The sequence below is a fragment of the Bacillus sp. LBG-1-113 genome, from assembly GCF_020708615.1.
GTDB lineage: Bacteria > Bacillota > Bacilli > Bacillales > Bacillaceae > Bacillus > Bacillus mojavensis.
Genome location: NZ_JAJFDG010000002.1, coordinates 60,822 through 83,711, shown reverse-complemented (window position 1 = coordinate 83,711; position 22,890 = coordinate 60,822). Strand labels below are relative to the sequence as shown.

Below are 22,890 nucleotides of genomic sequence, written 5' to 3'. Positions count from 1 at the left end.
CCATTTTACTAACAGGAGGTGTTACCTTCATTCTCATTGTAGAGTGAAGGTTCTAATTGGACATAGTGAATTTGATTTTAGTCGCTGTTTTAATTGCCCTGACGGCATTTTTCGTAGCATCTGAGTTTGCCATTATCAGAATCAGAGGCTCACGGATTGATCAGCTGATCGCGGAAGGAAATAAAGCAGCAATTGCCGCAAAAAGAGTGACCACGCATCTTGATGAGTATCTATCTGCGTGTCAGCTTGGAATTACATTGACTTCCATTGGATTAGGGGTTTTAGGGGAATCAACGATTGAAAGGCTTGTTCATCCGCTTTTCGTACAATTGGACGTACCAAGTTCCCTTTCACATATCATATCGTTTATTTTGGCGTATGCCATTATCACGTTCCTGCACGTTGTTGTCGGAGAACTTGCACCTAAGACAGTTGCCATCCAAAAGGCGGAAGCAGTGTCTATGCTGTTTGCGAAACCGCTGATTTGGTTTTACCGCATCATGTTCCCGTTCATCTGGCTTTTGAACAATTCCGCACGGTTATTGACAAAAGCTTTTGGCCTGGAGACCGTATCAGAAAACGAATTGGCTCACTCTGAAGAAGAGCTAAGAATCATTCTGTCGGAAAGCTATAAAAGCGGTGAAATTAACCAGTCAGAGTTTAAATATGTGAATAAAATCTTTGAATTTGACGACAGGCTCGCGAAAGAAATTATGATCCCGCGGACCGAGATTGTCAGCCTTCCGCACGATATTAAGATTTCTGAAATGATGGAAATCATTCAAATTGAAAAATATACCCGCTACCCAGTAGAAGAGGGCGATAAAGATAATATTATCGGGGTTATTAATATTAAAGAAGTGCTGACGGCCTGCATCAGCGGCGAGGTTTCTGTTGATTCCACCATCTCTCAATTCGTGAATCCGATCATTCATGTGATTGAATCTGCGCCGATCCATGATCTACTTGTCAAAATGCAAAAAGAAAGAGTGCACATGGCAATCCTGTCAGATGAATACGGCGGGACTGCCGGACTGGTGACGGTAGAGGACATTATTGAAGAGATCGTTGGCGAAATCCGCGATGAGTTTGATATTGATGAGATCAGCGAAATCCGCAAGATCGGCGAAGGCCATTACATGCTGGACGGTAAAGTCTTAATCGACCAAGTGAACGACCTGCTCGGCATTCATTTAGAGAATGAAGAAGTCGATACGATCGGCGGCTGGTTCCTTACTCAGAAATACGATGTGGAAAAGAACGATTCTATTATCGAAGAAGGCTGTGAATTTATTATTAATGAAATTGACGGCCACCACGTCGCTTATATTGAAGTGAAAAAGCTCGCAGCAGAAGAGCTGATAGAAGTTGGAGAGTCGCAAGAAGCATAATTTTGAAAAAGACACCTTTTATTGAGGTGTCTTTTTTATTCTGGTTCGTTTTTGACATTGTCATACCCCTCTTCTGAAAACTGCTGCTAATAAATCGGTCATCCGCGGGAACTCTAAAAAGGTGCAATTGCGATAAAAACGAATATTTCCGCATCATTATAGAAAGGAGCGAAAACATGAAAGTTGTCGTAACTGGAGCAGCAGGTAAAATCGGACGCTGGGCTGTAAGAACGTTATTAGAGGCCGGCCATGATGTGACAGCATCAGACAGAGTATTAAAAGAAGAGTCCGCATCGAAAACATTTATTCAAGCAGATTTATGGGATTACGGCCAGGTATGTCAGCTAATCATGGGCTGCGACGCTGTGGTTCATCTTGGGAATATCCCTACAGATGTCAGGAATACCTCCCAGGCGATATTTGAAAATAATATGCTTGTTAATTTTAATATCCTGGAAGCCTGTAAAGATTTTAAAATCCGTAAGCTTGTGTGGGCTTCAAGTGAAACGGTGCTGGGATATCCATTTGTGCCGGACGAGCTCAGTTACCTTCCCGTAGACGAGGAGCATCCAACGATCGTAAAGTCATCTTATGCGATGGCAAAACGGCTGACCGAAATCCTCTCAGATATGTATTCAAAGCTGATCAATACACAAATTGTCACTCTCCGCTTTGCGAATATATATGAGCCTGATGAGTACGAAAAAATCCCAGGCATGCACTGGAACGAGCAGCAAAAGGATATTCAAAAGAAAAATGCATGGGCGTATTGTGATGTCAGGGATGCTGCACATGCTTGCCTTCTAGCACTCGAAAAAAACAATCTCGGAAATGACGTCTTCCATATTACTGCACCCGATACCATCATGAAAGAGCCTAGTGAAGACTTAGTAAAACGATTTTTCCCCGATGTATCTTTAAAGAGAGATATAAAAGGATATGAAACGCTGATGGCAATCGATAAAGCCAAAAAGGTTCTTGGCTATGAACCGCGTTATACATGGCGCTCTGTATTAAATAATGACGGCTCTCTTAAAGCACTGCCAGAGGATCTGCTCTCATTATCAAAAATATAAACACCACAAAAAAAAGCAGCAGGTGATCATCGGACTCCTGCTGCTTTTTTTATATCATAATCATCTAAATTGATATCAAAATCCATTCTAAGGGCCAGCTTCGCCAACTGCTCCCCCATATAGGGGCCCATTGTTAAACCAGACGATCCAAGACCGTTTGCCACTATCACCCCATCCCAGCCGGGAAGAGATCCGATCACCGGCACATCACCTGGTGTAAAGGGGCGTAAACCGACTCTTGCCTCTTGAAAGGTGCTGTTCGCTAAGCCGGGAGCCATTTCTAATCCCTTGTTTAGAAGTTCCTGCAGCCCGCCAGCCGTTATCCTTACATCACGTCCGCCTATCTCATCTTCACGTGTCGCGCCGATAGCTATTCTATTGTCATGATAAGCTAAAAGATACTCTTTAGAGGGCGGCATCACAGCAGGCCAGCTGTCCATATGATTTACATTCGGCACCTGCACATACACAATTTGCGCTTTTTGCGCACTTACTTTGAATTGAATGCCTAAAGGCGCTAACAATTGGTCTGCCCAAACACCGGCACAAACAATAACCTCATCAGAAGAATAGATTTCATTACCGACAGTTACGCCTGTGACACGATTCGAATGATGTCGAAGCGCAGCATCACCTTTTAAAATGACTGCGCCGTTTCTTTGAGCAGATCTCAATAATGTATCTCGCAGCACTTCTCCATCCACACGGGCGGCTCCGCTTATATGAACAGAATGGTACCGTTCAGCAAGCAGAGGAAACAAATCTGCGGTTTGTTTTTCATGAAGAAAGGATATCTCACCGATTTCCAAGGCAGCATGTTTACGCTCCCGCACACGTTTTTCGATCGTTTCGATCTTTTCTTTATCGTGATGAATACTGAGAGCACCGACTTCAGCATAACCAATGTCCGTCTCGCCTTCTTTTTTAAGTTCTTCTATGAACCGAGGATAAAAGCGTGCTCCGTCCTTTGCCAGCCGGTACCAAGCCTGATCACGACGAGGAGACAGCCATGGACAGATAATGCCTTTCGCTGCATGGGTGGCCTGGCCCTTATCTTTCCGATCTATAACCAGAACCTCTGCACCCATTTTGGCTAGCTGATATGCTGTTGATGCTCCCAAAATTCCAGCCCCGACTATTATCATTTTTTTCATGAACCATAACCTTTCCCAATGATCAATTCCTCATTTAGTATAGCTAATGGCCCAGGAAATTATAAACAATCGGGATATTGGCGAGTGCAATGACTGATGAATTACAGTTGTTCCAGCTTCTTTTCAAGCTCTTTAATGCTGTGATTCAAAGCCTCTGTCATAGCCGCCAGCCTTTCCTTAGACGGAAGGTGGGCAAAATCAGCCTGCTGCAAAGGTTTACCGATAATCAGCTTCATTTTTCCTTTTTTGAACAACGCCTTTCCGCTTGAAGGTCCTTTATAAGCAGCCGGAACAAGGGGTGCTTTCCCCATTTGCGCAATTGTCACTGCGCCTCTCTTCAAAGGCACATCCTCAGAAGTTCTTGTTCCGCTTGGGAAGATTCCGACAATCTCTCCTTCTTTCAGCAGCTTAATCGGCGTTTTAATGCTGCTTGGGCCAGGATTTTCCCGGTCTACCGGAAAGGCATGAATTTTCTTCAAAAACGAACCGATCCATTTATTTTGAAAAAGCTCTTTTTTCGCCATGTAGTGTATTTGATAAGGAAGAATCCCGACTCCGAGTGTGATCACATCAACCCAGCCAGAGTGTGTACACGCGATGACAAAACCTGAATCGGCCGGAAGGTTTTCTTTGTTATACACCTTCACTCCTCCGCGAAGAGAAAGAATAACTTTTAAAGCATTTGCACAAAACTTATACATATCGCACTTCCTTTGTCGTAATCAATGATTCTTTCTGTCACTTATTATAACAACATTTTTTATTACCTGGTACTAATTTTTTAAGATTTCTCTTTTCTTAACGTCAAAAAGCTGAGGAATCATCCTCAGCTTTTTGTTATATACCCCTCTCTTGTCGGAGGTGCCATAAATTCCGGTCCAACCGGGTTTGATATCGTATTTTTCAAAATGGTATTAATGTCTTTTTTATCTTCATTGCTCAGCGTCCAGCCGGTAATTTCTGATACCGCCTCTATTTGTTGAGGTTGTCTTGCCCCCCAAAGGGCGATTCCCGCTCCCGGCTGGTCTAAAATCCATCTCACGGCCAGATGAATCACAGATTTTCCATAACGTGTCTTCGCCAAGTCTTCTAATTGATTGACTGCAGAAAGATATTCTTTAAATCTCGGCTTCTGAAATTTCGGATCGTGATTTCGAAGATCGTCTCCCTCAAACGAATGATCTTCTGTCATTTTTCCCGTTAACAGCCCTCTGCATAAACTGCCGTATAATAGTGTTGTCATCTGTTTGTCTTTCGCATACGGGAGCACATTCTCTTCAATGTCCCTTTCAAACAGATTGTAAGGAGGCTGGATTGTATGTAGCGGAGCAACAGCCCGAAACGTATCCATTTGTTCAACCGAGAAATTACTGACCCCGATCGCGCGGATTTTCCCGGCATCATATAATTCCTTCATCACTTCTGCCGTTTCCTCTATCGGCACAAGCGGATCTGGCCAATGCACCTGATATAGATCGATATAATCTGTCTGCAGCCGTTGCAGGGAATCCTCGACTTCCTGTATAATTCTCGCTCTGTTAGCATGGCGGAACAGCTGATTGTTTTTCCAATCCAGCGCCGTTTTAGTGGCAAGAACAACCTGATCTCTTGCCCCATGCTGCTTGATCGCCTTCCCGACAATTTCTTCGGACTGCCCGAAGCCATATGCCGGCGCGGTGTCAATCAGTGTGATCCCCTTATCAAGAGCGGCGCGGATGGTTTCGATCGATGTTTTTTCATCAGTGCCTCCCCACATGGTTCCGCCGATCGCCCATGTGCCGAGTCCAATTCGGGAGACTTTTATTCCTGTGTCTGAGATACTGGTATATTCCATTGTGCCACTCCTTCATTTTTTCACTATGTTTTCCCTGATGGAAAAAATGTTAAACATTTCTCACCACTATCTTTCAGGGCGAATTTTTTGTACTATAGAGTAATGGTGTTTGATTACGTATTAAAAAGCCGTTTGCATGTAATGTGCAACTTTAAACCTTTCTTATGCGTGTATAACATAGAGGGGAGAAAAGGCAGTGACGATCGATGAAATTTACCAAATGTACATGAATGATGTTTATAGGTTCCTGCTCTCCATGACAAAAGACAAGCATCTTGCCGAAGACTTGCTGCAGGAAACCTTTATGCGGGCATACATACACATTCACTCCTATGATCACAGCAAAGTAAAGCCCTGGCTTTTTCAAGTGGCGCGGAACGCCTTCATTGATTACGTCAGAAAGCATAAGAAAGAAGTCACCATTTCAGATGATTTGATTGGAAGCCTCTTTCAAACTGCTGTTCAGAGCCCTGCCCACCAGGTAGAGATAAAGGAAGTGCTGACTGGTTATATGTCCGAGCTCCCCGATAACTATCGGGAGGCGTTAACACTATATTATTTAAAAGAATTAAATTACAAAGAAGCATCCCATATTATGAATATTTCAGAGGCGAATTTTAAAAGTGTTTTGTTTCGTGCCAGACAGCGGCTGAAAGCACTTTATAATAGAGGTGTTAATGATGAATGAAGAATTTAAAAAGCGTTTTGATCAATATAAAAACGGTGAAATGAGCGATCAGGAAATGACCGCGTTTGAAGAGGAACTTGAGAAGCTCGAAGTGTATCAGGAACTGATTGATAGTGAGCTGCCAGACGATCATGATTGGGATGTCGACATCAGTCCTGAAAAACAAAAAGCCATTCTGGCCTACGGCAAACGGAAGTCTTATTTGCGTATTTCCGCTCTTGCCGTCATATCGACATTAATGATTTTGCCGCTATGTACGCTGGGAAGCTACCTCTATTACGGAATGGGAGGAAAACACAGCACCGGCAATGAATTTATGGAAACTGCCGCAGTCACTGTAGCCCTGACCATGCCAAATGTACTTGTCGATACTTCTGGACTGAAGAGCCAGGTGAAGCTGTTTGGCATGAATACAGAATTCCCGCTGCAAAAACAGATTGGCACGAAAACAGCCGCCGTGGGGAATGAAAGGGTGGAAATGTTTTATGACAGAGTGAAAGCGCCGGTCGTCAACTACTATGACTTAGAAATCCATAAAGGCGGCCATTACTTTACACACCCATCAAGCGGATCTGAACAAACAACCGCAAAAGCGGAAAAAACATTAAAAGCTTTGCCTGAAGGGACTGTTTCCGAGGTCTACCTTTCTTATGACCGGGCATATCCGACAAAAGAGGTGTATAAAAAATTCAGAGGTTATGATGTAAGCTTTTTGTGGAACGCGATTGAAACAGAGAACAATACAAAGGATACCGCTTACGCAGAGCCGCTTGGCTACCCAGGGAAAGACTCAAAGTTCCTGGCTGCGCTTAATACAAAAGGGAAGTCAAACGGCGACCAATTTATCGATGCTTTAACTTACATATCGAAGCACGAAAAATGGGCGCAGGTCATTTCAAAACGAAATGACTTAAAAGTAGATTCCCGCTTGGATTATGTAGAGAAAAATGGTGTTAATGTATACGGCTCTGTCGTTACAGGACCGACCAAGGAAATCCAGCGCATGCTGAAAAACAAATCAGTAAAATCAGCAAATGTCGGCGAGGTGGAATTATGGAATTGGTAAGAATTTTTAAAGAACATAATGTATTTGGCTGGATATCTGTCGGGACAGCGATTCTGTCTTTGCTCTTGCTTAATTTGGCGATTATCAGCAATGTGACCTCTTATTCTTATCAAATGCTGCCGTTTGCCATGGCCGCCGTTCCGTTTGGCATTATTGAGCTATTCATTAAAAGAGGACGAACTGGTCCCGGCCTGCTCGGCGTTGTCCTTAATCTCTTTGTGATTATCTGTGTGTATACCATCGTGTCTGTGGATACCAACTTACAGTTTGGCTTTTAGAAAAAAGACGCCTGAAACGGCGTCTTTTTTTATGACAGCTGTTTTCTGAATAAATAGCTTTCAATCGTAAATCCCATTTTATCCGTATAAAATCTGTGGGCGTCTTTGCGCTGAAGACCTGATGAAAGACTGACAGAACTGTAGCCTGCATCTCTTGCCCAGTTTGCCGCATAATCCAAAAGAAGTTTGCCGTACCCCTTAGACCTGTGAGACCTGCTTGTGACAAGATCCGCTATCCATACGTACTCTCCTTGATGAAGCGAAACCCTTGGCAGCGCGCCGCACAGTGCCCTGATCGCTTTATCCTCATATAAGGCAAACAGCATATACGACTCTTTTTGGACACAGCGCTCCAGCCTATGTAAATACGTCTCTTCATCCAGCTCTGTTCTTAATTCGTGCATCACCGGATATGCTTCCATCCACTCTTCTCTAGTCGTTAATTGTTTGATATGAAGCATCTTATCAATCCCCTCTCCATTCGTTACAATGATGATATCCGATTTATGGCATTCGCCAAATAGCCAAAACCAGAAAAAATAACCACGCCAGATGGAAAGGAGAGATAAAATGGATATCACGCCGTTTCTGGACAAAACAAGCAAAACACCTCTGTATGAACAGCTTTACACCTATTTCAAACAAGAAATGTCACATGCCAGAATCACCAAAGGAATGAGGCTTCCGTCAAAACGCAGGCTCTCCGGCTTGCTCGGTGTCAGCACGGCAACGGTAGAACGCGCCTACGAGCAATTAACCGCTGAAGGATATGTCAAAAGCAAGCCTAAAATCGGCTGGTTTGCAGCAGACATTGAACCTGAGTTTCCGGATGCTCCAATACCATATCAACCGCCTCCGCAACCGGTCACTCATAAAGAAGTAGAATCTGTTATTAACTTTCATCAAGGAAATGTCGATCTACTCCACTTTCCCTTTAACGCGTGGCGAAAAAGCATGGTGAAAAGTCTGGATCGGTATTCTGAACAACTTCACACCTCAGGCGATCCTCAAGGAGAACCTGCACTCAGAGAAATGATAGCCCGATTTGTCAGACTGTCACGCGGTGTCAATTGTGATCCCAGCCAAATTATCATTGGAGCAGGCACTACCGTCCTTCTGCAAATTCTTTGCCTTACGCTTCAGCCGGGAACAAAAATCGGTTTTGAAGAACCGGGATTTCACCGTTCAAGACGAATGTTTGAGGCCAATCACATGAACGTGATTCCCATTTGCACAGATGAAGAAGGAGTCCTGCCGGCTAGCCTTAAACACGAGAGCCCGCATCTCGTCTATACGACTCCCTCACATCAATTCCCGCTCGGGACCATAATGACGATCGCCCGAAGACAGGAGCTGTTGTCTTGGGCAAAAGAGGCAAATTCATTTATTATTGAGGATGATTATGATGGAGAATTTCGCTACAGCGGGCAGCCCATTCCATCGCTGCAAGGCCTTGACCTGAATGGCAGGGTCATTTACCTCGGCACTTTTTCAAAATCATTGCTCCCTTCCTTGCGGATCAGCTATATGATTCTTCCTGCTCCACTTATTGAACCCGTAAGAAAAAATGCGCTTTTGATGAAACAGACGGTCTCTTCCCATAATCAATTGGCATTGGCAGATTTCATTGAAAACGGCGAATGGCAAAAGCATTTGAACAGGATGAGATCCTTATATCGAAAAAAACACGCTGTTCTGCTCGAAGCGATACGAACTGAGCTGGGAGACAGCGTGGAGGTTCTCGGAAAAAACTCGGGGCTCCATATCCTCCTTCGGCTTATGTTTTCAGCCAGTGAGGATGAAGCGATAAAAGCCGCTGCCAAAAACAGAGTGAATGTCTATCCGGTATCTCCATCGTACAAGAGCCAGCCGCCGTTTGTTTCTGTCTTAATCGGTTATGGAGGGCTTTCTGAAGAGGACATCCGGCTCGGTATCAAAAAGCTGAAAACTGCTTGGGAACCGCTGATGAAATATTAATAAACAAAAAACAGGCCCCCAGCGGAGCCTGTTTTTCTAAAAGGATATAATTCCAATTAAATTTAAGAACACGATAATAATAGCCAGCGGCACAACGAAACGGAGCAAATAAAACCATATATAAAAGAATGCTTTTCCGGGATGTGATCCTTGTCTCATCTCTGCCCATAGGTCCTGTTTCGATATTTTCAGCGGAATGAAAATAGAAATTAACAGGGCGCCTAACGGCAGCAAAACATTGCTGACGGTAAAATCGACAACGTCAAAAAACGTCTTATCAAATATGCGCACATCGCTCAGCACGCCATAGGATAAGCAAGATGGGATACCGACTAAGAAGATCAAAAACCCGCTTGTCCATGACAGCTTTTTCCTCTTCGTTTCGTCCCCTTTGCCGATAATAGCTACAATCATTTCCACCATCGAAAAGGCAGAGGTCAGTGCGGCAAATAAAAATGCGACTAGAAAGCCGATGAAAAACAGGATACCGAACGGAAGCTGTTCAAAAACGGCAGGAAGCACTGTAAACAGCAAAGTCGGACCTTCATTCGGCTCCAATCCGAAGGAGAAAACGGCAGGAAAAATAGCCAAACCTGCCAAAAGTGTCACAATGATATTCATAACGACAATGGACGCTGCAGAACGCGGGATATTTTGCGTTTTCGGCAGATAGGAGCTGTAGGTCACCATGACCGAAACCCCCAGTGTTAACGTAAAGAAAGCCTGTCCCAGCGCAAACAAAACAGACTCCGGGGTCAAATCGCCGAAATGGGGCACAAGCAAAAATTTCACGCCTTCCATCGCATGATCCAGCGTGAGCGACCGAAGAACAAGCAGGACAAACAATATAAACAAAATCGGCATCATCACCGCGCTTACCCGTTCAATCCCTTTTTGAACCCCTCTGGCGACAACCAGCACAGTCAGCACCATAAAGATAAGCTGAGCCGCGAGCGTCTGCACGGGATTTTGAATAACAGAGCCAAAAAGTGCACCGTACTGTTCCTGGGTGAGCCCGGACAGTGAACCCGATGCTGTTTTCACTATATATAGTAAAATCCATCCTCCGATAACACTGTAAAACGATAAAACTAAGAAACAAGCCGCTACACCGACCCATCCTGTGAGAAACCAAGCTGTTCGCGGCGCTTCTTTTTTATATGCATCAATGGCATTCGTTTGGTTCCGTCTTCCAAAGATAAATTCTCCCACTAAAAGCGGATAGCCCAAGAGAATAGTAAATAGCACAAAAATAAGGAAAAAGGCGCCTCCTCCATTCGTCCCCGCTACATAAGGGAACTTCCAAATCGCGCCTAAGCCGATGGCTGATCCAGCGGCAGCCATGACGAAACCGATTTTTGAAGCCCATTGGACTGGTTTTTGCTCAGACAATGATGTCACTTCCTTTCCAGCCTATATTATCTCTTATTTTCATGCTGATTTCTATAAATTCATTTGATGAGAATAGAAAAGAGAGCGGCCAGTGTAAGCCGCTCTCTTCATTGAGAGTTATTGATTTAATTTTGAATGCTTTCTTGAATATAAGAAATAGATCGCCATGCCAATTAACAGCCATACAAGGAAGCGGACAATCGTCACCCAGCCGAGATTTAAAATTAAGAACAGGCAGAATAGAATTGCTAAGCCCGGGATAACCGGAACCCCCGGACATTTAAAGGCTCTCGGAAGATCAGGCTGTTTCTTTCTCAATACAATAACCGCGACAGAAATCAGCACAAACGCTGAAAGCGTTCCGATGTTTACCAGCTTGGCAAGCTCATCAAGCGGAACAAGTGAACCGAGGAGCGCCGACATTATGCCGAAAAACCAAGTCGCAACATAAGGAGTTTTATGCTTCGGATGAACCTTAGAAAGCGATCCCGGAACCAGGCCGTCACGAGACATAGCAAACATGACACGTGTCTGTCCATAAAGCATCACAAGCATAACCGTTGTCATTCCCAAAACCGCGCCGATATCGATAATGCCTGCCACCCAGTTTTGCCCCGCGCTTTGAAGAACGAGTGAAACCGGATGATCGATGCCTTCAAACTGGGCAAATGGAACAACCCCTGTCATGATGGCTGATACAGTAACATATAAAATGGTACAAACCAATAATGAGAAAATAATTCCTTTCGGCAGATCCTTCCCAGGGTTTTTCGTCTCTTCCGCGGCAGAGGATACAGCGTCAAATCCGATAAAAGCAAAGAAAACGAGTGCTGCTGCACTGAATACGCCGCCAAAGCCCATTGGCATAAACGGCTGCCAGTTATCCGGCTTCACGTAAACAGCTGCCACTGCAATAAATAAGAGAACGACCAGTACTTTTAAAATTACCATAATGTTGTTGACTCTTTTAGATTCTCTGATGCCTAAATAAAGCAAATACGTAATGGCAAGAACAATGACAAACGCAGGCAGATTAAAAATGGTAAAGGTTCCTTTTACAGCCCCCGGAGCAGCCGTTAAGGCCACCGGAAGATGAATGCCAAGCCCGGACAAAAATGATTGAAAATACCCAGACCACCCGACTGAAACGGCACTTACCGCCAGCATATACTCTAAAATTAAATCCCACCCGATAATGAAGGCCAAAAGTTCTCCCATTGTAGCATAAGTAAATGTATACACCGAACCTGAGACAGGCACACTTGAAGCAAATTCAGCGTAAGACAATGCAGCGAATAAACAAGCCAGCGCTGCGACAACAAATGAAACGGTCAGTCCGGGTCCGGCAGTAACTGCCCCTGTCCCCGTCAGTACAAATATCCCAGTACCTATAATGGCCCCAATCCCAAGCAGTGTTAAGTCAAATGCCCCTAATTCTCTTTTTAAAGATTTTTCACCTTTTGTTGCAGCGATTAAATCCTGAATACTTTTCTTCCTAAATACGCTTCCTTTCATTCCCCTTCAACTCCTAGCTGATGATTTCTTTATATTTTATTTGAATTTTCTGAATTCATGAGCAGCAATGACCGTTTTTCTTTTTTTCTACTATATTTGTACTGGTGATGAATCATTCCTTTCTCCTACTCAATATTATATATAAAAATCTAAAAATGAAAACTAAATTTTTAAAAAATTCGACAAATTTCTGCACTAGCCTATTTTCATGCACAAAAAAACCAGCAATTCTGCTGGTTTTTTGTACATTATGTTGAAATAAAACGGCCGCCATTCACATGAATCGTCTGTCCCGTCATATAGGAAGATTCATCAGATGCGAGTAAAACGTATACACCTGCATGCTCAACCGGCTGTCCCGGTCTGCCCATCGGTGTATCAAGTCCATGCTGTTTCACTTTTTCTTCCGGGAATGTCGCCGGGATCAGCGGTGTCCAAATCGGGCCGGGCGCCACCGCATTTACTCTGATGCCTTTATCCACAAGAGATTTGCTCATTGATCGTGTAAAGGAGACAATTGCACCCTTTGTACTGGAATAACCAATTAATGCGGTATCTCCTTCATAAGCGGTAATCGATGTCGTATTAATGATTGCGCTCCCTTCTTTCAAGTGAGGCAACGCTTTCTTTGTCATATGAAACATGGCAAAAATGTTCGTGCGGAAGGTTTTTTCAAGCTGTTCTGTTGAAATATCAAGAATACTGTCCTGCGGGTGCTGTTCAGCAGCGTTGTTAACCAAAATATCCAACTTTCCAAAATGGTCTACGGTTTGCTGTACAGCCTGTTCACAATGCTTCTCATCTCCGATATCCCCAGGAATCAACAGGCAGCGGACGTTTTCCTGTTCAACTTGTTTTCGCGTTTCCTCCGCGTCAGAATGTTCGTCCAGATAAAGAATGGAGACGTCTGCCCCTTCTTTTGCATACGCAATTGCTGCCGCTCTCCCGATTCCGCTGTCGCCTCCTGTAATGATCGCGACTTTTCCTTTCAGTTTTCCGCTTCCTTTATAATCACGGTCTTCTGTTAAAGGAAAAGGATTCATTTCAGACTCAATCCCCGGCTGTCGGTCCTGCCGCTGCGGTTCTTGTCCTTCTGTTTGTCTGTCCATTGGGTTCATATTGATCACTCCTAGACATGATGATATTGAATGTTTACCACATCACAGAAGCGAATAAACTGCAAAATATGTTATGAAAGTACTTCTTCAGGAATAGCCCCTGTATATTTAGCTGACGGACGGAAAATCACGTTGTTTTCTGCTTGCTCCAGCACATGTGCGCACCAGCCTACCATTCGGCTTGCTGAAAACGTCGGTGTAAACAAGTCATCATCAAAATCAATCGCCTTCATGACAGCAGCTGCATAAAATTCAACGTTTGTGTACAGCTTGCGGCCCGGTTTGTAGATGTCCAGCAAACGAATCGCTTCTGCCTCCACATGCAGCGCCAGATCCAAATCACGGTCATCGCCTGCAACCTCTTCAGCTTTCTGTCTCAAAGCTTCTGCCCGCGGATCTTTCGTCTTATACACGCGGTGCCCAAATCCCATCAGGCGTTCTCCTTTTTCAAGCTTTGCTGTCAAATACGCTGCAGCATTCGCTTTTTCTCCAATGTCTTCAAGCATTTTTGTTACAGCAGAAGGAGCCCCTCCATGAAGCGGGCCTTTCATCGTGCCAAGCGCCGCGGTAATGGCCGATACCAAATCACTCTCTGTAGACAAAGTAACCCGTGCCGAAAAAGTTGATGCGTTCATGCCATGCTCCATGGCCAGAATCATATATGTTTCAAGCGCTTTCTTTTTTGCTTCTGAAGGCTGTTCACCTGTGAGCATATAATAATAGTTTTCAACATGTCCGTACTGGGAAGATGGCTCAATGGCTTGCTCGCCGCGCACCCAGCGTTTTCTGTAAGCGATAATAGACGGCGTGATGGCAATCAGCCGAATCGCTTCTTCTATTTTTGGATAAAACGTGTACGTATTTTCCCCTAATGCTGAAACAACCGTTCTCAGCACCGACATGTCGTCCATGTTATTAGGCAGCGACTGAATCAAACTTTCAATGCGGCCAGGCAGGTTTCGCTCCGCGATCAGCTTTTCTTCAAATATCCGTAATTCATCTGATGCCGGCAGTTTTCCAAATAAAATCAAGTAAGCGGCTTCTTCAAAGCTGTGTTGCAGCGCAATGTCTTTTGCATGATGCCCTCTGTAGATAAGGCGCCCTTTTTCGCCGTCAATATGGCTGATTGATGTGTCCACACATGTAATTCCCTTTAATCCGTAATGTACCATTTGTATTCCCCCTATCCTTTTCTGTTATTATAGTAAATATAATATTTAAAAAATATTGAATATTTTAAAGGGAATTAATTAAAAATATTAATCAGAGGGAGAATGGAAATGGATTTCAAATGGCTTCACACCTTTGTGACCGCTGCGAAATATGAAAACTTCAGAAAAACAGCGGAAACGCTTTTTTTATCTCAGCCCACTGTAACTGTACATATCAAGCAATTAGAAAAAGAAATCAGCTGCAAGCTGTTCGAGCGAAAAGGCAGACAGATTCAGTTAACCGATGAAGGCAGGGCTTATTTGCCGTTTGCACTGAGGCTGCTTGATGACTATGAAAACAGCATGGCAGAGCTCCACAGAGTAAGACAAGGCTACTCTCAAACCTTACAGCTCGCGGTTTCGCCGCTTATTGCCGATACTGTGCTTCCATCTGTTATGAAACGATACACATCAATGAATACTGAAACAGAAATTGCAGTGAAGATTTTTGAATCGGCAGAAATCTCGTCTCTGATTAAATCTGGCGAGGCGGATATCGGACTGAGCTGTTTAAAAGTCCAGTCTTCTTCTTTAACATGCCACTGTTTATATAAGGACCCAGTCGTCCTCGTTGCGCCTCCTGATCGGCGCTTCACAGCAGACGAAGAAATTGATGCCAAAGAGGTGATTGAGCAGTACCTGCTTTTGACCCACAATCATCCTGACTACTGGGACGACTTACTCCGTCAAGTCAGAGTGACCCTTCCTTTTGTGAGGACAATGAAAGTCACACAAACCCATATAACGAAACGGTTTATAAAAGAAGGACTTGGCGTTTCATTCCTCCCCTTATCTACAGTAAAGCGCGAATTAGAGGAGAAACAGATGATCAGAATCCCTTACCATTCTGTGCAGCTGCCCTATGCCGGTGCTTATGCGATCGCCCTTTATGAAAATAAGAAGGAAAAAAAGTTTTTGGACTTTTTATCACATTTTCATTTTTAGATGTAACCAAAACAAAGATGCTCCGTCTAATGAAAAAAACCCGTTCTATGAACGGGTTACTTTGTAAAATTAGAATCTTTTCGCACCGAGGTAGCGAGGCTTCCAGTAGCTGTTGTTCAGGCTGCTGATTTGTACGCCGTCAGATCCTGCATGAACGAAACTGTTGTTTCCAACGTAAATCCCCATGTGAGAAGGGCCGGATTTATATGTTGTAAAGAATACGAAATCACCGACAGACGGGCTGGCAATGCTCTTCATGGAGCTCCAATATCCCGCAGTGCTCGTTCTTGCCACACTTGTTTGTTTGTTTAATACGTACCAAATGAATCCGCTGCAGTCAAAACCGGAAGTTGTTGTTCCGCCCCATTTGTACGGCGTTCCAGTTAGCGCTTTTGCATCAGAGACCAGTTTGCTTACGTTAAGTGATGTAGATGATACTTTGCTGCTTGAGCTGGACGAAGGCTTAGATGAAGTTACAGTTTTTGAACCTGTTCCTTTCACCTTCAATACTTGTCCGACATAGATTAAATCTGATTTTAAGCCATTGAGACTCTTTAATTTGCTAACCGTTGTACCGTATTTTTTCGCGATTTTAGATAGACTGTCGCCGCGCACTACTTTGTATGTAGAAGTTGCAGACGTAGACACGTTTGATGAGTTTGAACTGCTTGAACTGCTTGAGCCCTTCACTTTCAGAACTTGTCCGATACGGAGAAGATCTGATTTTAAGCCATTCAGTTTTTTCAGTTCATTGATCGTCATGCCGTATTTTTTGGAAATTTTCCAAAGGCTGTCGCCGCTCACTACTTTGTATGTAGAAGAAGATGAACTGCTTTTTGAACTTGATGCTGTCGATTTACCGTTAATGGATAAAGTCTGTCCTGCGTAAATGATATCGGAATGAAGCTTGTTTTCTGATTTAATTTTACTTATTGTCGTGCCGTATTTTCTTGAAAGATCCCATAACGTGTCGCCTTTTTTTACCTTGACGCTTTGTGCAGATGCCGCTCCTGCAAATAAAGTCGATCCTAAAACAACCGCTGTTGTAGCTGTAATGATTTGCTTTTTCATGTTTTCCTCCCTAAATATGTATATCTATGTTTATCTCTTTTTTTAATTAATCATCTTGTTTTCTATTATAAGGTTGTATTCCCAATAGAAATAGTCTTGACTTCACGTGACAAATTTCTTAATTATTCGTTTTCAAAAAAAGTTTTTAAGGGTATTAAATATTTCATTTTCGTTTCAAAGGTGACAAAAAACGAGTGCTTTTGTCATGTTATTTGGGCACTTTATCAACAATTAGGAAATAATTGAAGGGGATTTAGGTATTTAGAACATAGCGGAAGAATGAGAGACTGATAGCATTCGATAAAAACTGCGATTATTCGCAGTTTTTTTATTTAAACAACCATATCACGCATCAAACATGTGGTAAAGATTTTTCTGGAAAAATGAATGCTTTGATAAAAGAAAGGCAAGATAACGGAACAGCCATTTTATATTCATCACAATCCTTTACTGAATATTTACAGGATCAACTGCCGCACTTTACAAACATTCCCTATCGTAATAAGCAGAACAAATTAAAGGAGGCCTGCAAGAAAATGAGCCTGTTTCAAAAAATGAAATCAAAATTGCTGCCAGTCGCAGCTGTTTCCGTGCTTACAGCCGGTATATTCGCCGGTGCAGAGCTGCAGCAGACCGAAAAAGCAAGCGCCAAAAAACAAAACAAAGATGAGATCAGAAATGTCATTGTGATGATTGGTGACGGCATGGGAGCATCATACATAAACGCCTACCGTTCCTTGAAAAATAACGGTGAAACACCGAACAACCCGGCGTTAACTGAATTTGACCGGAACCTGACAGGTATGATGATGACGCATCCGGATGACCCTGACTATAATATTACAGATTCAGCAGCAGCCGGAACAGCATTAGCGACAGGCGTTAAGACATATAACAATGCAATTGGCGTCGATAAAAACGGAAAAAAAGTAAAATCAATACTTGAAGAAGCCAAACAGCAAGGCAAGTCGACAGGGCTTGTCGCAACTTCTGAAATTAACCACGCCACACCCGCAGCATACGGCGCCCACAATGAATCCCGGAAAAACATGAACCAAATCGCCAACAGCTATATGGATGATAAAATAAAAGGCAAACAAAAAATTGACGTTTTGCTTGGCGGCGGAAAATCCTACTTTACCCGCAAGGACAGAAATTTAACGAAAGAATTTAAACAAGCGGGCTACAGCTATGTGACAACAAAACAAGCGCTGAAGAAAAATAAAGATCAGCAGGTGCTCGGGCTTTTTGCAGACGGAGGGCTTGATAAAGCGCTCGACCGCGACAGCAAAACCCCATCCCTGAAAGATATGACTGTTTCAGCAATTGACCGGCTGAATCAAAATAAAAAAGGATTTTTCTTGATGGTCGAAGGCAGCCAAATTGACTGGGCCGCTCATGACAATGATACTGTCGGAGCCATGAGCGAGATAAGAGATTTTGAACAGGCGTATAAAGCTGCCATTGAATTCGCGAAAAAAGATAAACATACACTGGTGATAGCAGCTGCTGATCATACGACAGGCGGATTTACCATTGGGGCAAACGGTGAAAAAAATTGGCATGCGGAGCCTATATTGGCCGCGAAAAAAACACCTGAATTTATGGCCAAAAAAATCAGCGAAGGCAAACCTGTCAAAGATGTGCTGGCCCGCTATACAGATCTGGATTTTACACGTGAAGAAATCAAAAGCGTTGAAGCCGCTTCACAAGCTGACAAAAGCAAAGGCGCATACAAAGCCATCATCAAGATTTTCAACACCCGTTCTAACAGCGGCTGGACCAGTACCGATCATACCGGTGAAGAAGTGCCGGTATACGCGTACGGCCCCGGAAAAGAGAAATTCAGCGGACTGATCAACAATACCGACCAGGCAAAAATCATGTTTAGGATTTTGAAAGCAGGAAAATAAAAAGGATGCAGATCGCTGCATCCTTTTTTCTTATAAATACCTGCGGTGAACCCCTTTTCCGTCATACGAAAACATCACTTGCTTATCCTCCAGCACGGATTCGATATGCACGCTTCTTCCCCACAGCTGGTATAAATAAGGAAGCACTTTCTCCAAGTATTTCAAATCCAGTTCTATGCCCTCATACCAATGCTTAATTAAGAGCTCGTTATTTTTCAAATAATCCCCGTCGTCTACAGTCAAATACGGAAACCCACCGTTTACCCGCATGCTCACAAGCTGGTCGCGCACAGCCTCCCACTCTTTATCGACGATTTTGTAGTCTCTGCCCTGCTTTTGGAACAAGTAAAGGTCCTCGCGCATCACTAAATCTTTTGTTAAATAATTGCGGATGAATGAGATATCTGATTCAATCTCTCTGACTTCAAACATTTTTTCCCGGCCCGCGTTCGGCTTGAGGCCCATTTTCTTCATTTCCTCAGTCGGATTGTTATACCGTTCCTCAATATCTTCAAAAATCTTCAGTCCCAAATAATAAGGGTTGATTCCCGTTTTTGACGGCTGGACAACCCCGGCATTCAGCTTGGCGAACTCTATCGCTTCATCAGAGGTTAAATCAAGCTCCCGGATAATTCTTTGATGCCAGTATGAAGCCCATCCTTCATTCATTATCTTCGTTTCCAGCTGAGGCCAGAAATAAAGCATTTCTTCTCTCATCATCGTCAAAATATCACGCTGCCACGGCTCAAGTTCCCTTGAATGCTCCTCAATAAAAAGCAGAATATCTTTTTCGGGCCGAGGCGGGAAAGGTTTTTTTGATTTTTTCAATTGTTTTCTCGGTTTCTTCTCATCTAAATTCCATAGATCATCGTACGGCGTAGACATTTCCTCACACTCTTCTTCCTCATCATCCACACTCCACTGGAGCTTCGGACGCACCAAAGACGGATCGATATGCTCCTGGATTGAAAGAATCGCGTCTAAAAAGGCCTCTACTTCCTGTATTCCATGAATGCGTTCATAATGCTTAATCCGCTCCGCCGTGGCTGCCATGCTTTCCACCATGTCACGCTTCGTGTTTTGGAAGCGGCAGTTGTTTTTGAAAAAGTCACAGTGGGCGAGAACGTGGGCGACAATCAATTTATTTTGAATCAGTGAATTGCTGTCCAGCAAAAAGGCGTAGCATGGGTCTGAGTTAATGACAAGCTCATAAATTTTGCTTAATCCAAGGTCGTAATGCAGTTTCATTTTGTGAAACTGTTTCCCGAAGCTCCAGTGGCTGAATCTCGTCGGCATCCCGTACGCGCCGAATGTATAAATAATTTCAGCCGGGCAGATTTCATACCTCATCGGATAGAAATCAAGGCCGAATCCTTTTGCTACTTCAGTAATTTCCTCAATCGCCCGCTGTAATCCCTTTTTCTCCTCCGCGTTCAACCGAATCCCCCCTACTTGGACTTATCTATAATGTATGAGCCCGCCTGACAAAAGATGATAAGTCACATTTCTGCCTGACAAAAACGTGCCCGGCACACTAACCTGTTTGCCGAATGTGTCATTGAACGCAACATTCAAAAGATGAAGTTGATTACGAAAAACCGTTCAAAACAAAATCCTCCGAATGACATGCACTAAGAAAATCGTATGCTCAGCTTCTATTAAAAGGAAAATTCCTTTTTTTTCATTTTATAATAGATTGTGATAAGATATAGAAAATGTCTTATTCCGAGGTCTTAATATGAAGTTAACAAATTATACAGATTATTCATTACGAGTTTTGATTTTTCTGGCTGCAGAACGTCCCGGAGAACTTTCAAATATAAAACAGATCGCCGAAACGTATTCTATTTCAAAAAATCATCTCATGAAAGTCATATATAGGCTCGGTCAGCTCGGATACGTGGAAACGATACGCGGACGAGGCGGCGGCATACGTTTAGGCATGGATCCTGAAGACATTAATATCGGGGAGGTCGTCAGAAAAACAGAAGACGATTTTAATATTGTTGAATGTTTTGATGCGAATAGAAATCTCTGTATTATTTCTCCGGTGTGCGGCTTAAAACACGTGCTTAATGAAGCGCTTATGGCCTATCTTGCCGTTTTAAACAGATACACACTGCGAGACCTTGTCAAAAACAAAGAGGAGATTATGCAGCTTTTGAAAATGAAGGAATAATTGATGATTCCTTCTTTTTTTATGCCTTTTTACATGCGTTCTGTTAAGAAAATGTGACTGATTTTTTAAAAAAGCAAAACGATGAGATGAATCTGCCGATATAAAAAAGAAACAGCATATTCAAAATCATTGGGGGAAAAAGGAGAGCTCAGATGAAAAAAAAATTAGCAGCAGGGCTGACAGCAACCGCGATTGTCAGCTCAACATTAGCGATTACACCCGCTGAAGCAGCAACGATTAAAGTCAAAAGCGGAGATTCCTTATGGAAGCTGGCGCAAACCTATAACACAAGTGTAGCAGCCATTTCATCCGCCAACCATCTTTCGACGACCGTCCTGTCAATTGGCCAGACGCTTACCATTCCAGGCAGCAACTCCGACACTTCATCATCTTCTTCAGGGTCAAAAAAGAAGAGCGGAAATGCTGTTTACACAGTGAAAAATGGCGATTCACTATGGCTGATTGCCAATGAGTATAAGATGTCGGTACAAGAACTGAAAAAGTTAAACGGATTGAACAGCGACATGATTCGTGCAGGCCAGAAATTAAAAGTATCCGGAAAAGTTTCTTCACATTCAAGTTCCGGCACTTCAAGCAGCTCCAAATCGAGCTCAAGCCCTTCAGCTAAGACTGGCACTTACAAAGTGCAGCTTGGTGATTCGCTTTGGAAAATCGCAAACAAAGTCAATATGTCCATCGCTGAATTGAAGGTACTGAACAATTTGAAATCAGATACCATTTATGTGAATCAAGTGTTAAAAACAAAATCAGCGGGTTCTCATTCGTCATCCAAAGACAATTCATCCAAATCGAATCAATCAGCGTCAGCAACAACGAAGTACACCGTAAAAAGCGGAGACTCACTTTGGAAAATCGCAAACAAATATAACCTGACTGTACAGCAAATCCGAAACAGCAACAATCTGAAATCAGACGTTCTGTACGTTGGACAAGTGCTAAAGCTGACCGGCAAATCATCTTCCGGCACATCAACATCACCGTCTTCGTCAAATTCCAGCTCCGGCACCACGACGACTACATATACGGTGAAGAGCGGTGACTCCTTATGGGTAATCGCTCAAAAGTTCAATGTGACAGCCCAGCAGATTCGGGAGAAAAACAACTTGAAAACCGATGTTTTACAAATCGGCCAGAAGCTCACGATTACAGGCAAAGCTTCATCCCCTTCTTCAAGTTCCGGATCTTCAGGCAGCACCATCTCAACCAGCGCGAAGATTAACAAAATGATCGCGGCCGCTAAGGAGCAGCTTGGCGTTCCATATCGCTGGGGAGGAACGACACCGGCCGGATTTGACTGCAGCGGATTCATTTACTATGCGCTAAACAAAGTCACATCTGTGTCCAGATTAACGGCGGCCGGCTACTGGAATACCATGAAATCTGTCAGCCAGCCTGCAGTCGGAGACTTTGTCTTCTTTTCGACATACAAAGCCGGTCCTTCTCACGTCGGGATTTACCTTGGAAACGGGGAATTCATTAATGCCAACGACTCCGGGGTTGTCATTTCAAATATGAACAACTCATACTGGAAACAGCGCTACCTCGGTGCAAAGCGTTATTTCTAAAAATGAAACTGTATGGCCTTTGTCGGCTGTACAGTTTTTTATTAAAGACGAAACACATTGATGCTGATCATATGTTTTGTCACAGGGTGAAAATATACTTCAGCTCGCACGGAAAATGTTTCGTCATTCTGGCTGACGGTCACCCGAAAAACATCCTTTGTCTGCTGGTCATTCACCTCGGTCCGCCCCATATAGGCGTAATCGGAAAAAGAAGCCCCTTTATATTCATCTTGAATTTTACTCCAAGCGAGCTGTTCCCACTTTTGAACAGACTCGTTCATGTTTTCTGAATGCCCTTTTGCAGCCATTGATACGAGGATTAGTCCGCAAAAAAGAAGCGCAATCGTATACGGCAGAGATTTCATGTGTTCAGTCTCCTGTACCCAGATTATTTTCCTCTTAGGTTTTCCAAAACCGCTTTCTTCATTCAGACATTTTCATTTTATGTCTCCCTCATATTGCTACCCCAGTTCTGACGCAGACACCAAGTTTTGCA

The 22,890-nt window shown here is 43.4% G+C and carries 21 protein-coding genes; 10 read left to right on the top strand and 11 right to left on the bottom strand.

What is annotated here, in order from left to right; all coding sequences use genetic code 11:
• The first annotated feature begins 56 nt into the window (after positions 1-56).
• Complete coding sequence (locus LJF29_RS06490; RefSeq protein WP_010333554.1) at positions 57-1,391, top strand: hemolysin family protein; 1,335 nt, start codon at positions 57-59, stop codon at positions 1,389-1,391.
• 176 nt (positions 1,392-1,567) lie between these two features.
• On the top strand, positions 1,568-2,467 hold the full coding sequence (locus LJF29_RS06485; RefSeq protein ID WP_229147644.1) for an NAD-dependent epimerase/dehydratase family protein: 900 nt from the start codon (positions 1,568-1,570) through the stop codon (positions 2,465-2,467).
• Positions 2,468-2,493: 26 nt separating this feature from the next.
• On the opposite strand, the gene LJF29_RS06480 is transcribed toward LJF29_RS06485, so the two are convergent.
• The 3 genes from LJF29_RS06480 to LJF29_RS06470 all read right to left on the bottom strand — a co-directional run bounded on the left by LJF29_RS06480 (position 2,494) and on the right by LJF29_RS06470 (position 5,455).
• Positions 2,494-3,621, bottom strand: coding sequence for an NAD(P)/FAD-dependent oxidoreductase (locus tag LJF29_RS06480; RefSeq protein WP_229147642.1), 1,128 nt, complete (start codon positions 3,619-3,621; stop codon positions 2,494-2,496).
• Positions 3,622-3,722: 101 nt separating this feature from the next.
• Positions 3,723-4,322: a 1-acylglycerol-3-phosphate O-acyltransferase gene (locus tag LJF29_RS06475; protein ID WP_010333551.1), complete on the bottom strand. Its 600-nt coding sequence runs from the start codon at positions 4,320-4,322 to the stop codon at positions 3,723-3,725.
• Between the two features lie 125 nt (positions 4,323-4,447).
• The gene (locus LJF29_RS06470) at positions 4,448-5,455 is read right to left on the bottom strand and encodes an aldo/keto reductase (protein ID WP_229147635.1); all 1,008 of its coding nucleotides are present in this window, start codon (positions 5,453-5,455) and stop codon (positions 4,448-4,450) included.
• Positions 5,456-5,651: 196 nt separating this feature from the next.
• On the opposite strand from LJF29_RS06470, the gene sigM reads away from it, so the two are divergent.
• From sigM to LJF29_RS06455, 3 genes are read left to right on the top strand one after another with little or no spacing between them, the layout of a single operon-like run.
• Positions 5,652-6,143 carry an RNA polymerase sigma factor SigM gene (gene sigM, locus LJF29_RS06465; RefSeq protein WP_024120735.1) on the top strand — a complete coding sequence of 164 codons (492 nt, stop codon included), beginning with the start codon at positions 5,652-5,654 and terminating at the stop codon, positions 6,141-6,143.
• On the top strand, positions 6,133-7,209 hold the full coding sequence (locus tag LJF29_RS06460) for an anti-sigma factor (RefSeq protein WP_229147633.1): 1,077 nt from the start codon (positions 6,133-6,135) through the stop codon (positions 7,207-7,209). Before sigM ends, LJF29_RS06460 begins: the two co-directional genes overlap by 11 nt.
• Positions 7,197-7,487 carry a hypothetical protein gene (locus tag LJF29_RS06455; RefSeq protein WP_010333547.1) on the top strand — a complete coding sequence of 97 codons (291 nt, stop codon included), beginning with the start codon at positions 7,197-7,199 and terminating at the stop codon, positions 7,485-7,487. The genes LJF29_RS06460 and LJF29_RS06455 overlap by 13 nt, the downstream gene beginning before the upstream one ends.
• A gap of 29 nt (positions 7,488-7,516) precedes the next feature.
• On the opposite strand, the gene LJF29_RS06450 is transcribed toward LJF29_RS06455, so the two are convergent.
• Positions 7,517-7,948 carry a GNAT family N-acetyltransferase gene (locus LJF29_RS06450; protein ID WP_229147631.1) on the bottom strand — a complete coding sequence of 144 codons (432 nt, stop codon included), beginning with the start codon at positions 7,946-7,948 and terminating at the stop codon, positions 7,517-7,519.
• A 109-nt stretch (positions 7,949-8,057) separates the two neighbouring features.
• On the opposite strand from LJF29_RS06450, the gene LJF29_RS06445 reads away from it, so the two are divergent.
• Positions 8,058-9,464 carry a PLP-dependent aminotransferase family protein gene (locus tag LJF29_RS06445; RefSeq protein ID WP_229147629.1) on the top strand — a complete coding sequence of 469 codons (1,407 nt, stop codon included), beginning with the start codon at positions 8,058-8,060 and terminating at the stop codon, positions 9,462-9,464.
• 36 nt (positions 9,465-9,500) lie between these two features.
• On the opposite strand, the gene LJF29_RS06440 is transcribed toward LJF29_RS06445, so the two are convergent.
• The 4 genes from LJF29_RS06440 to citA all read right to left on the bottom strand — a co-directional run bounded on the left by LJF29_RS06440 (position 9,501) and on the right by citA (position 14,661).
• Positions 9,501-10,856: a sodium-dependent transporter gene (locus tag LJF29_RS06440; protein WP_010333544.1), complete on the bottom strand. Its 1,356-nt coding sequence runs from the start codon at positions 10,854-10,856 to the stop codon at positions 9,501-9,503.
• A gap of 117 nt (positions 10,857-10,973) precedes the next feature.
• Complete coding sequence (gene bcaP, locus LJF29_RS06435) at positions 10,974-12,371, bottom strand: branched-chain amino acid transporter BcaP (protein WP_168747299.1); 1,398 nt, start codon at positions 12,369-12,371, stop codon at positions 10,974-10,976.
• Positions 12,372-12,619: 248 nt separating this feature from the next.
• Positions 12,620-13,489, bottom strand: a complete 870-nt coding sequence (locus LJF29_RS06430) for an SDR family oxidoreductase (RefSeq protein ID WP_229147627.1) — start codon at positions 13,487-13,489, stop codon at positions 12,620-12,622.
• Positions 13,490-13,560: 71 nt separating this feature from the next.
• The gene (citA, locus tag LJF29_RS06425) at positions 13,561-14,661 is read right to left on the bottom strand and encodes a citrate synthase CitA (protein WP_010333542.1); all 1,101 of its coding nucleotides are present in this window, start codon (positions 14,659-14,661) and stop codon (positions 13,561-13,563) included.
• A 108-nt stretch (positions 14,662-14,769) separates the two neighbouring features.
• Here citA and citR point away from each other — a divergent pair, with 108 nt between their 5' ends.
• Complete coding sequence (gene citR, locus LJF29_RS06420) at positions 14,770-15,645, top strand: transcriptional regulator CitR (protein ID WP_229147625.1); 876 nt, start codon at positions 14,770-14,772, stop codon at positions 15,643-15,645.
• Between the two features lie 69 nt (positions 15,646-15,714).
• Here the strand turns inward: citR and LJF29_RS06415 are convergent, their stop codons facing one another.
• Complete coding sequence (locus LJF29_RS06415) at positions 15,715-16,716, bottom strand: LysM peptidoglycan-binding domain-containing protein (RefSeq protein ID WP_229147624.1); 1,002 nt, start codon at positions 16,714-16,716, stop codon at positions 15,715-15,717.
• Positions 16,717-17,252: 536 nt separating this feature from the next.
• Between LJF29_RS06415 and LJF29_RS06410 the strand changes: the two genes are divergently transcribed.
• Entirely contained in the window at positions 17,253-18,629 is a 1,377-nt protein-coding gene (locus LJF29_RS06410; RefSeq protein ID WP_229147622.1) for an alkaline phosphatase, read from the top strand.
• Between the two features lie 30 nt (positions 18,630-18,659).
• Here LJF29_RS06410 and spoVR read toward each other — a convergent pair whose 3' ends face one another.
• Positions 18,660-20,066 carry a stage V sporulation protein SpoVR gene (spoVR, locus tag LJF29_RS06405; protein WP_229147621.1) on the bottom strand — a complete coding sequence of 469 codons (1,407 nt, stop codon included), beginning with the start codon at positions 20,064-20,066 and terminating at the stop codon, positions 18,660-18,662.
• Positions 20,067-20,367: 301 nt separating this feature from the next.
• Here spoVR and nsrR point away from each other — a divergent pair, with 301 nt between their 5' ends.
• Both nsrR and LJF29_RS06395 read left to right on the top strand, forming a co-directional pair.
• Positions 20,368-20,808 (top strand): nitric oxide-sensing transcriptional repressor NsrR, encoded by a 441-nt coding sequence (gene nsrR, locus LJF29_RS06400; RefSeq protein ID WP_229147619.1) that lies wholly within the window; start codon positions 20,368-20,370, stop codon positions 20,806-20,808.
• 152 nt (positions 20,809-20,960) lie between these two features.
• Positions 20,961-22,394 (top strand): LysM peptidoglycan-binding domain-containing protein, encoded by a 1,434-nt coding sequence (locus LJF29_RS06395; protein WP_229147618.1) that lies wholly within the window; start codon positions 20,961-20,963, stop codon positions 22,392-22,394.
• Positions 22,395-22,435: 41 nt separating this feature from the next.
• Here the strand turns inward: LJF29_RS06395 and LJF29_RS06390 are convergent, their stop codons facing one another.
• The gene (locus LJF29_RS06390) at positions 22,436-22,759 is read right to left on the bottom strand and encodes a YqzG/YhdC family protein (RefSeq protein ID WP_229147617.1); all 324 of its coding nucleotides are present in this window, start codon (positions 22,757-22,759) and stop codon (positions 22,436-22,438) included.
• Positions 22,760-22,890: the final 131 nt, after the last annotated feature.

What these genes read in the sequence shown, in the direction of transcription:
- citA (WP_010333542.1), bottom strand. Translation starts at nt 14,661, where the DNA reads ATGGTACATTACGGATTAAAGGGAATTACATGTGTGGACACATCAATC.
- LJF29_RS06470 (WP_229147635.1), bottom strand. Translation starts at nt 5,455, where the DNA reads ATGGAATATACCAGTATCTCAGACACAGGAATAAAAGTCTCCCGAATT.
- citR (WP_229147625.1), top strand. Translation starts at nt 14,770, where the DNA reads ATGGATTTCAAATGGCTTCACACCTTTGTGACCGCTGCGAAATATGAA.
- LJF29_RS06415 (WP_229147624.1), bottom strand. Translation starts at nt 16,716, where the DNA reads ATGAAAAAGCAAATCATTACAGCTACAACAGCGGTTGTTTTAGGATCG.
- LJF29_RS06410 (WP_229147622.1), top strand. Translation starts at nt 17,253, where the DNA reads ATGAGCCTGTTTCAAAAAATGAAATCAAAATTGCTGCCAGTCGCAGCT.
- LJF29_RS06390 (WP_229147617.1), bottom strand. Translation starts at nt 22,759, where the DNA reads ATGAAATCTCTGCCGTATACGATTGCGCTTCTTTTTTGCGGACTAATC.
- LJF29_RS06450 (WP_229147631.1), bottom strand. Translation starts at nt 7,948, where the DNA reads ATGCTTCATATCAAACAATTAACGACTAGAGAAGAGTGGATGGAAGCA.
- LJF29_RS06475 (WP_010333551.1), bottom strand. Translation starts at nt 4,322, where the DNA reads ATGTATAAGTTTTGTGCAAATGCTTTAAAAGTTATTCTTTCTCTTCGC.
- LJF29_RS06480 (WP_229147642.1), bottom strand. Translation starts at nt 3,621, where the DNA reads ATGAAAAAAATGATAATAGTCGGGGCTGGAATTTTGGGAGCATCAACA.
- LJF29_RS06485 (WP_229147644.1), top strand. Translation starts at nt 1,568, where the DNA reads ATGAAAGTTGTCGTAACTGGAGCAGCAGGTAAAATCGGACGCTGGGCT.
- bcaP (WP_168747299.1), bottom strand. Translation starts at nt 12,371, where the DNA reads ATGAAAGGAAGCGTATTTAGGAAGAAAAGTATTCAGGATTTAATCGCT.
- LJF29_RS06445 (WP_229147629.1), top strand. Translation starts at nt 8,058, where the DNA reads ATGGATATCACGCCGTTTCTGGACAAAACAAGCAAAACACCTCTGTAT.
- LJF29_RS06460 (WP_229147633.1), top strand. Translation starts at nt 6,133, where the DNA reads ATGATGAATGAAGAATTTAAAAAGCGTTTTGATCAATATAAAAACGGT.
- LJF29_RS06455 (WP_010333547.1), top strand. Translation starts at nt 7,197, where the DNA reads ATGGAATTGGTAAGAATTTTTAAAGAACATAATGTATTTGGCTGGATA.
- nsrR (WP_229147619.1), top strand. Translation starts at nt 20,368, where the DNA reads ATGAAGTTAACAAATTATACAGATTATTCATTACGAGTTTTGATTTTT.
- LJF29_RS06430 (WP_229147627.1), bottom strand. Translation starts at nt 13,489, where the DNA reads ATGAACCCAATGGACAGACAAACAGAAGGACAAGAACCGCAGCGGCAG.
- LJF29_RS06395 (WP_229147618.1), top strand. Translation starts at nt 20,961, where the DNA reads ATGAAAAAAAAATTAGCAGCAGGGCTGACAGCAACCGCGATTGTCAGC.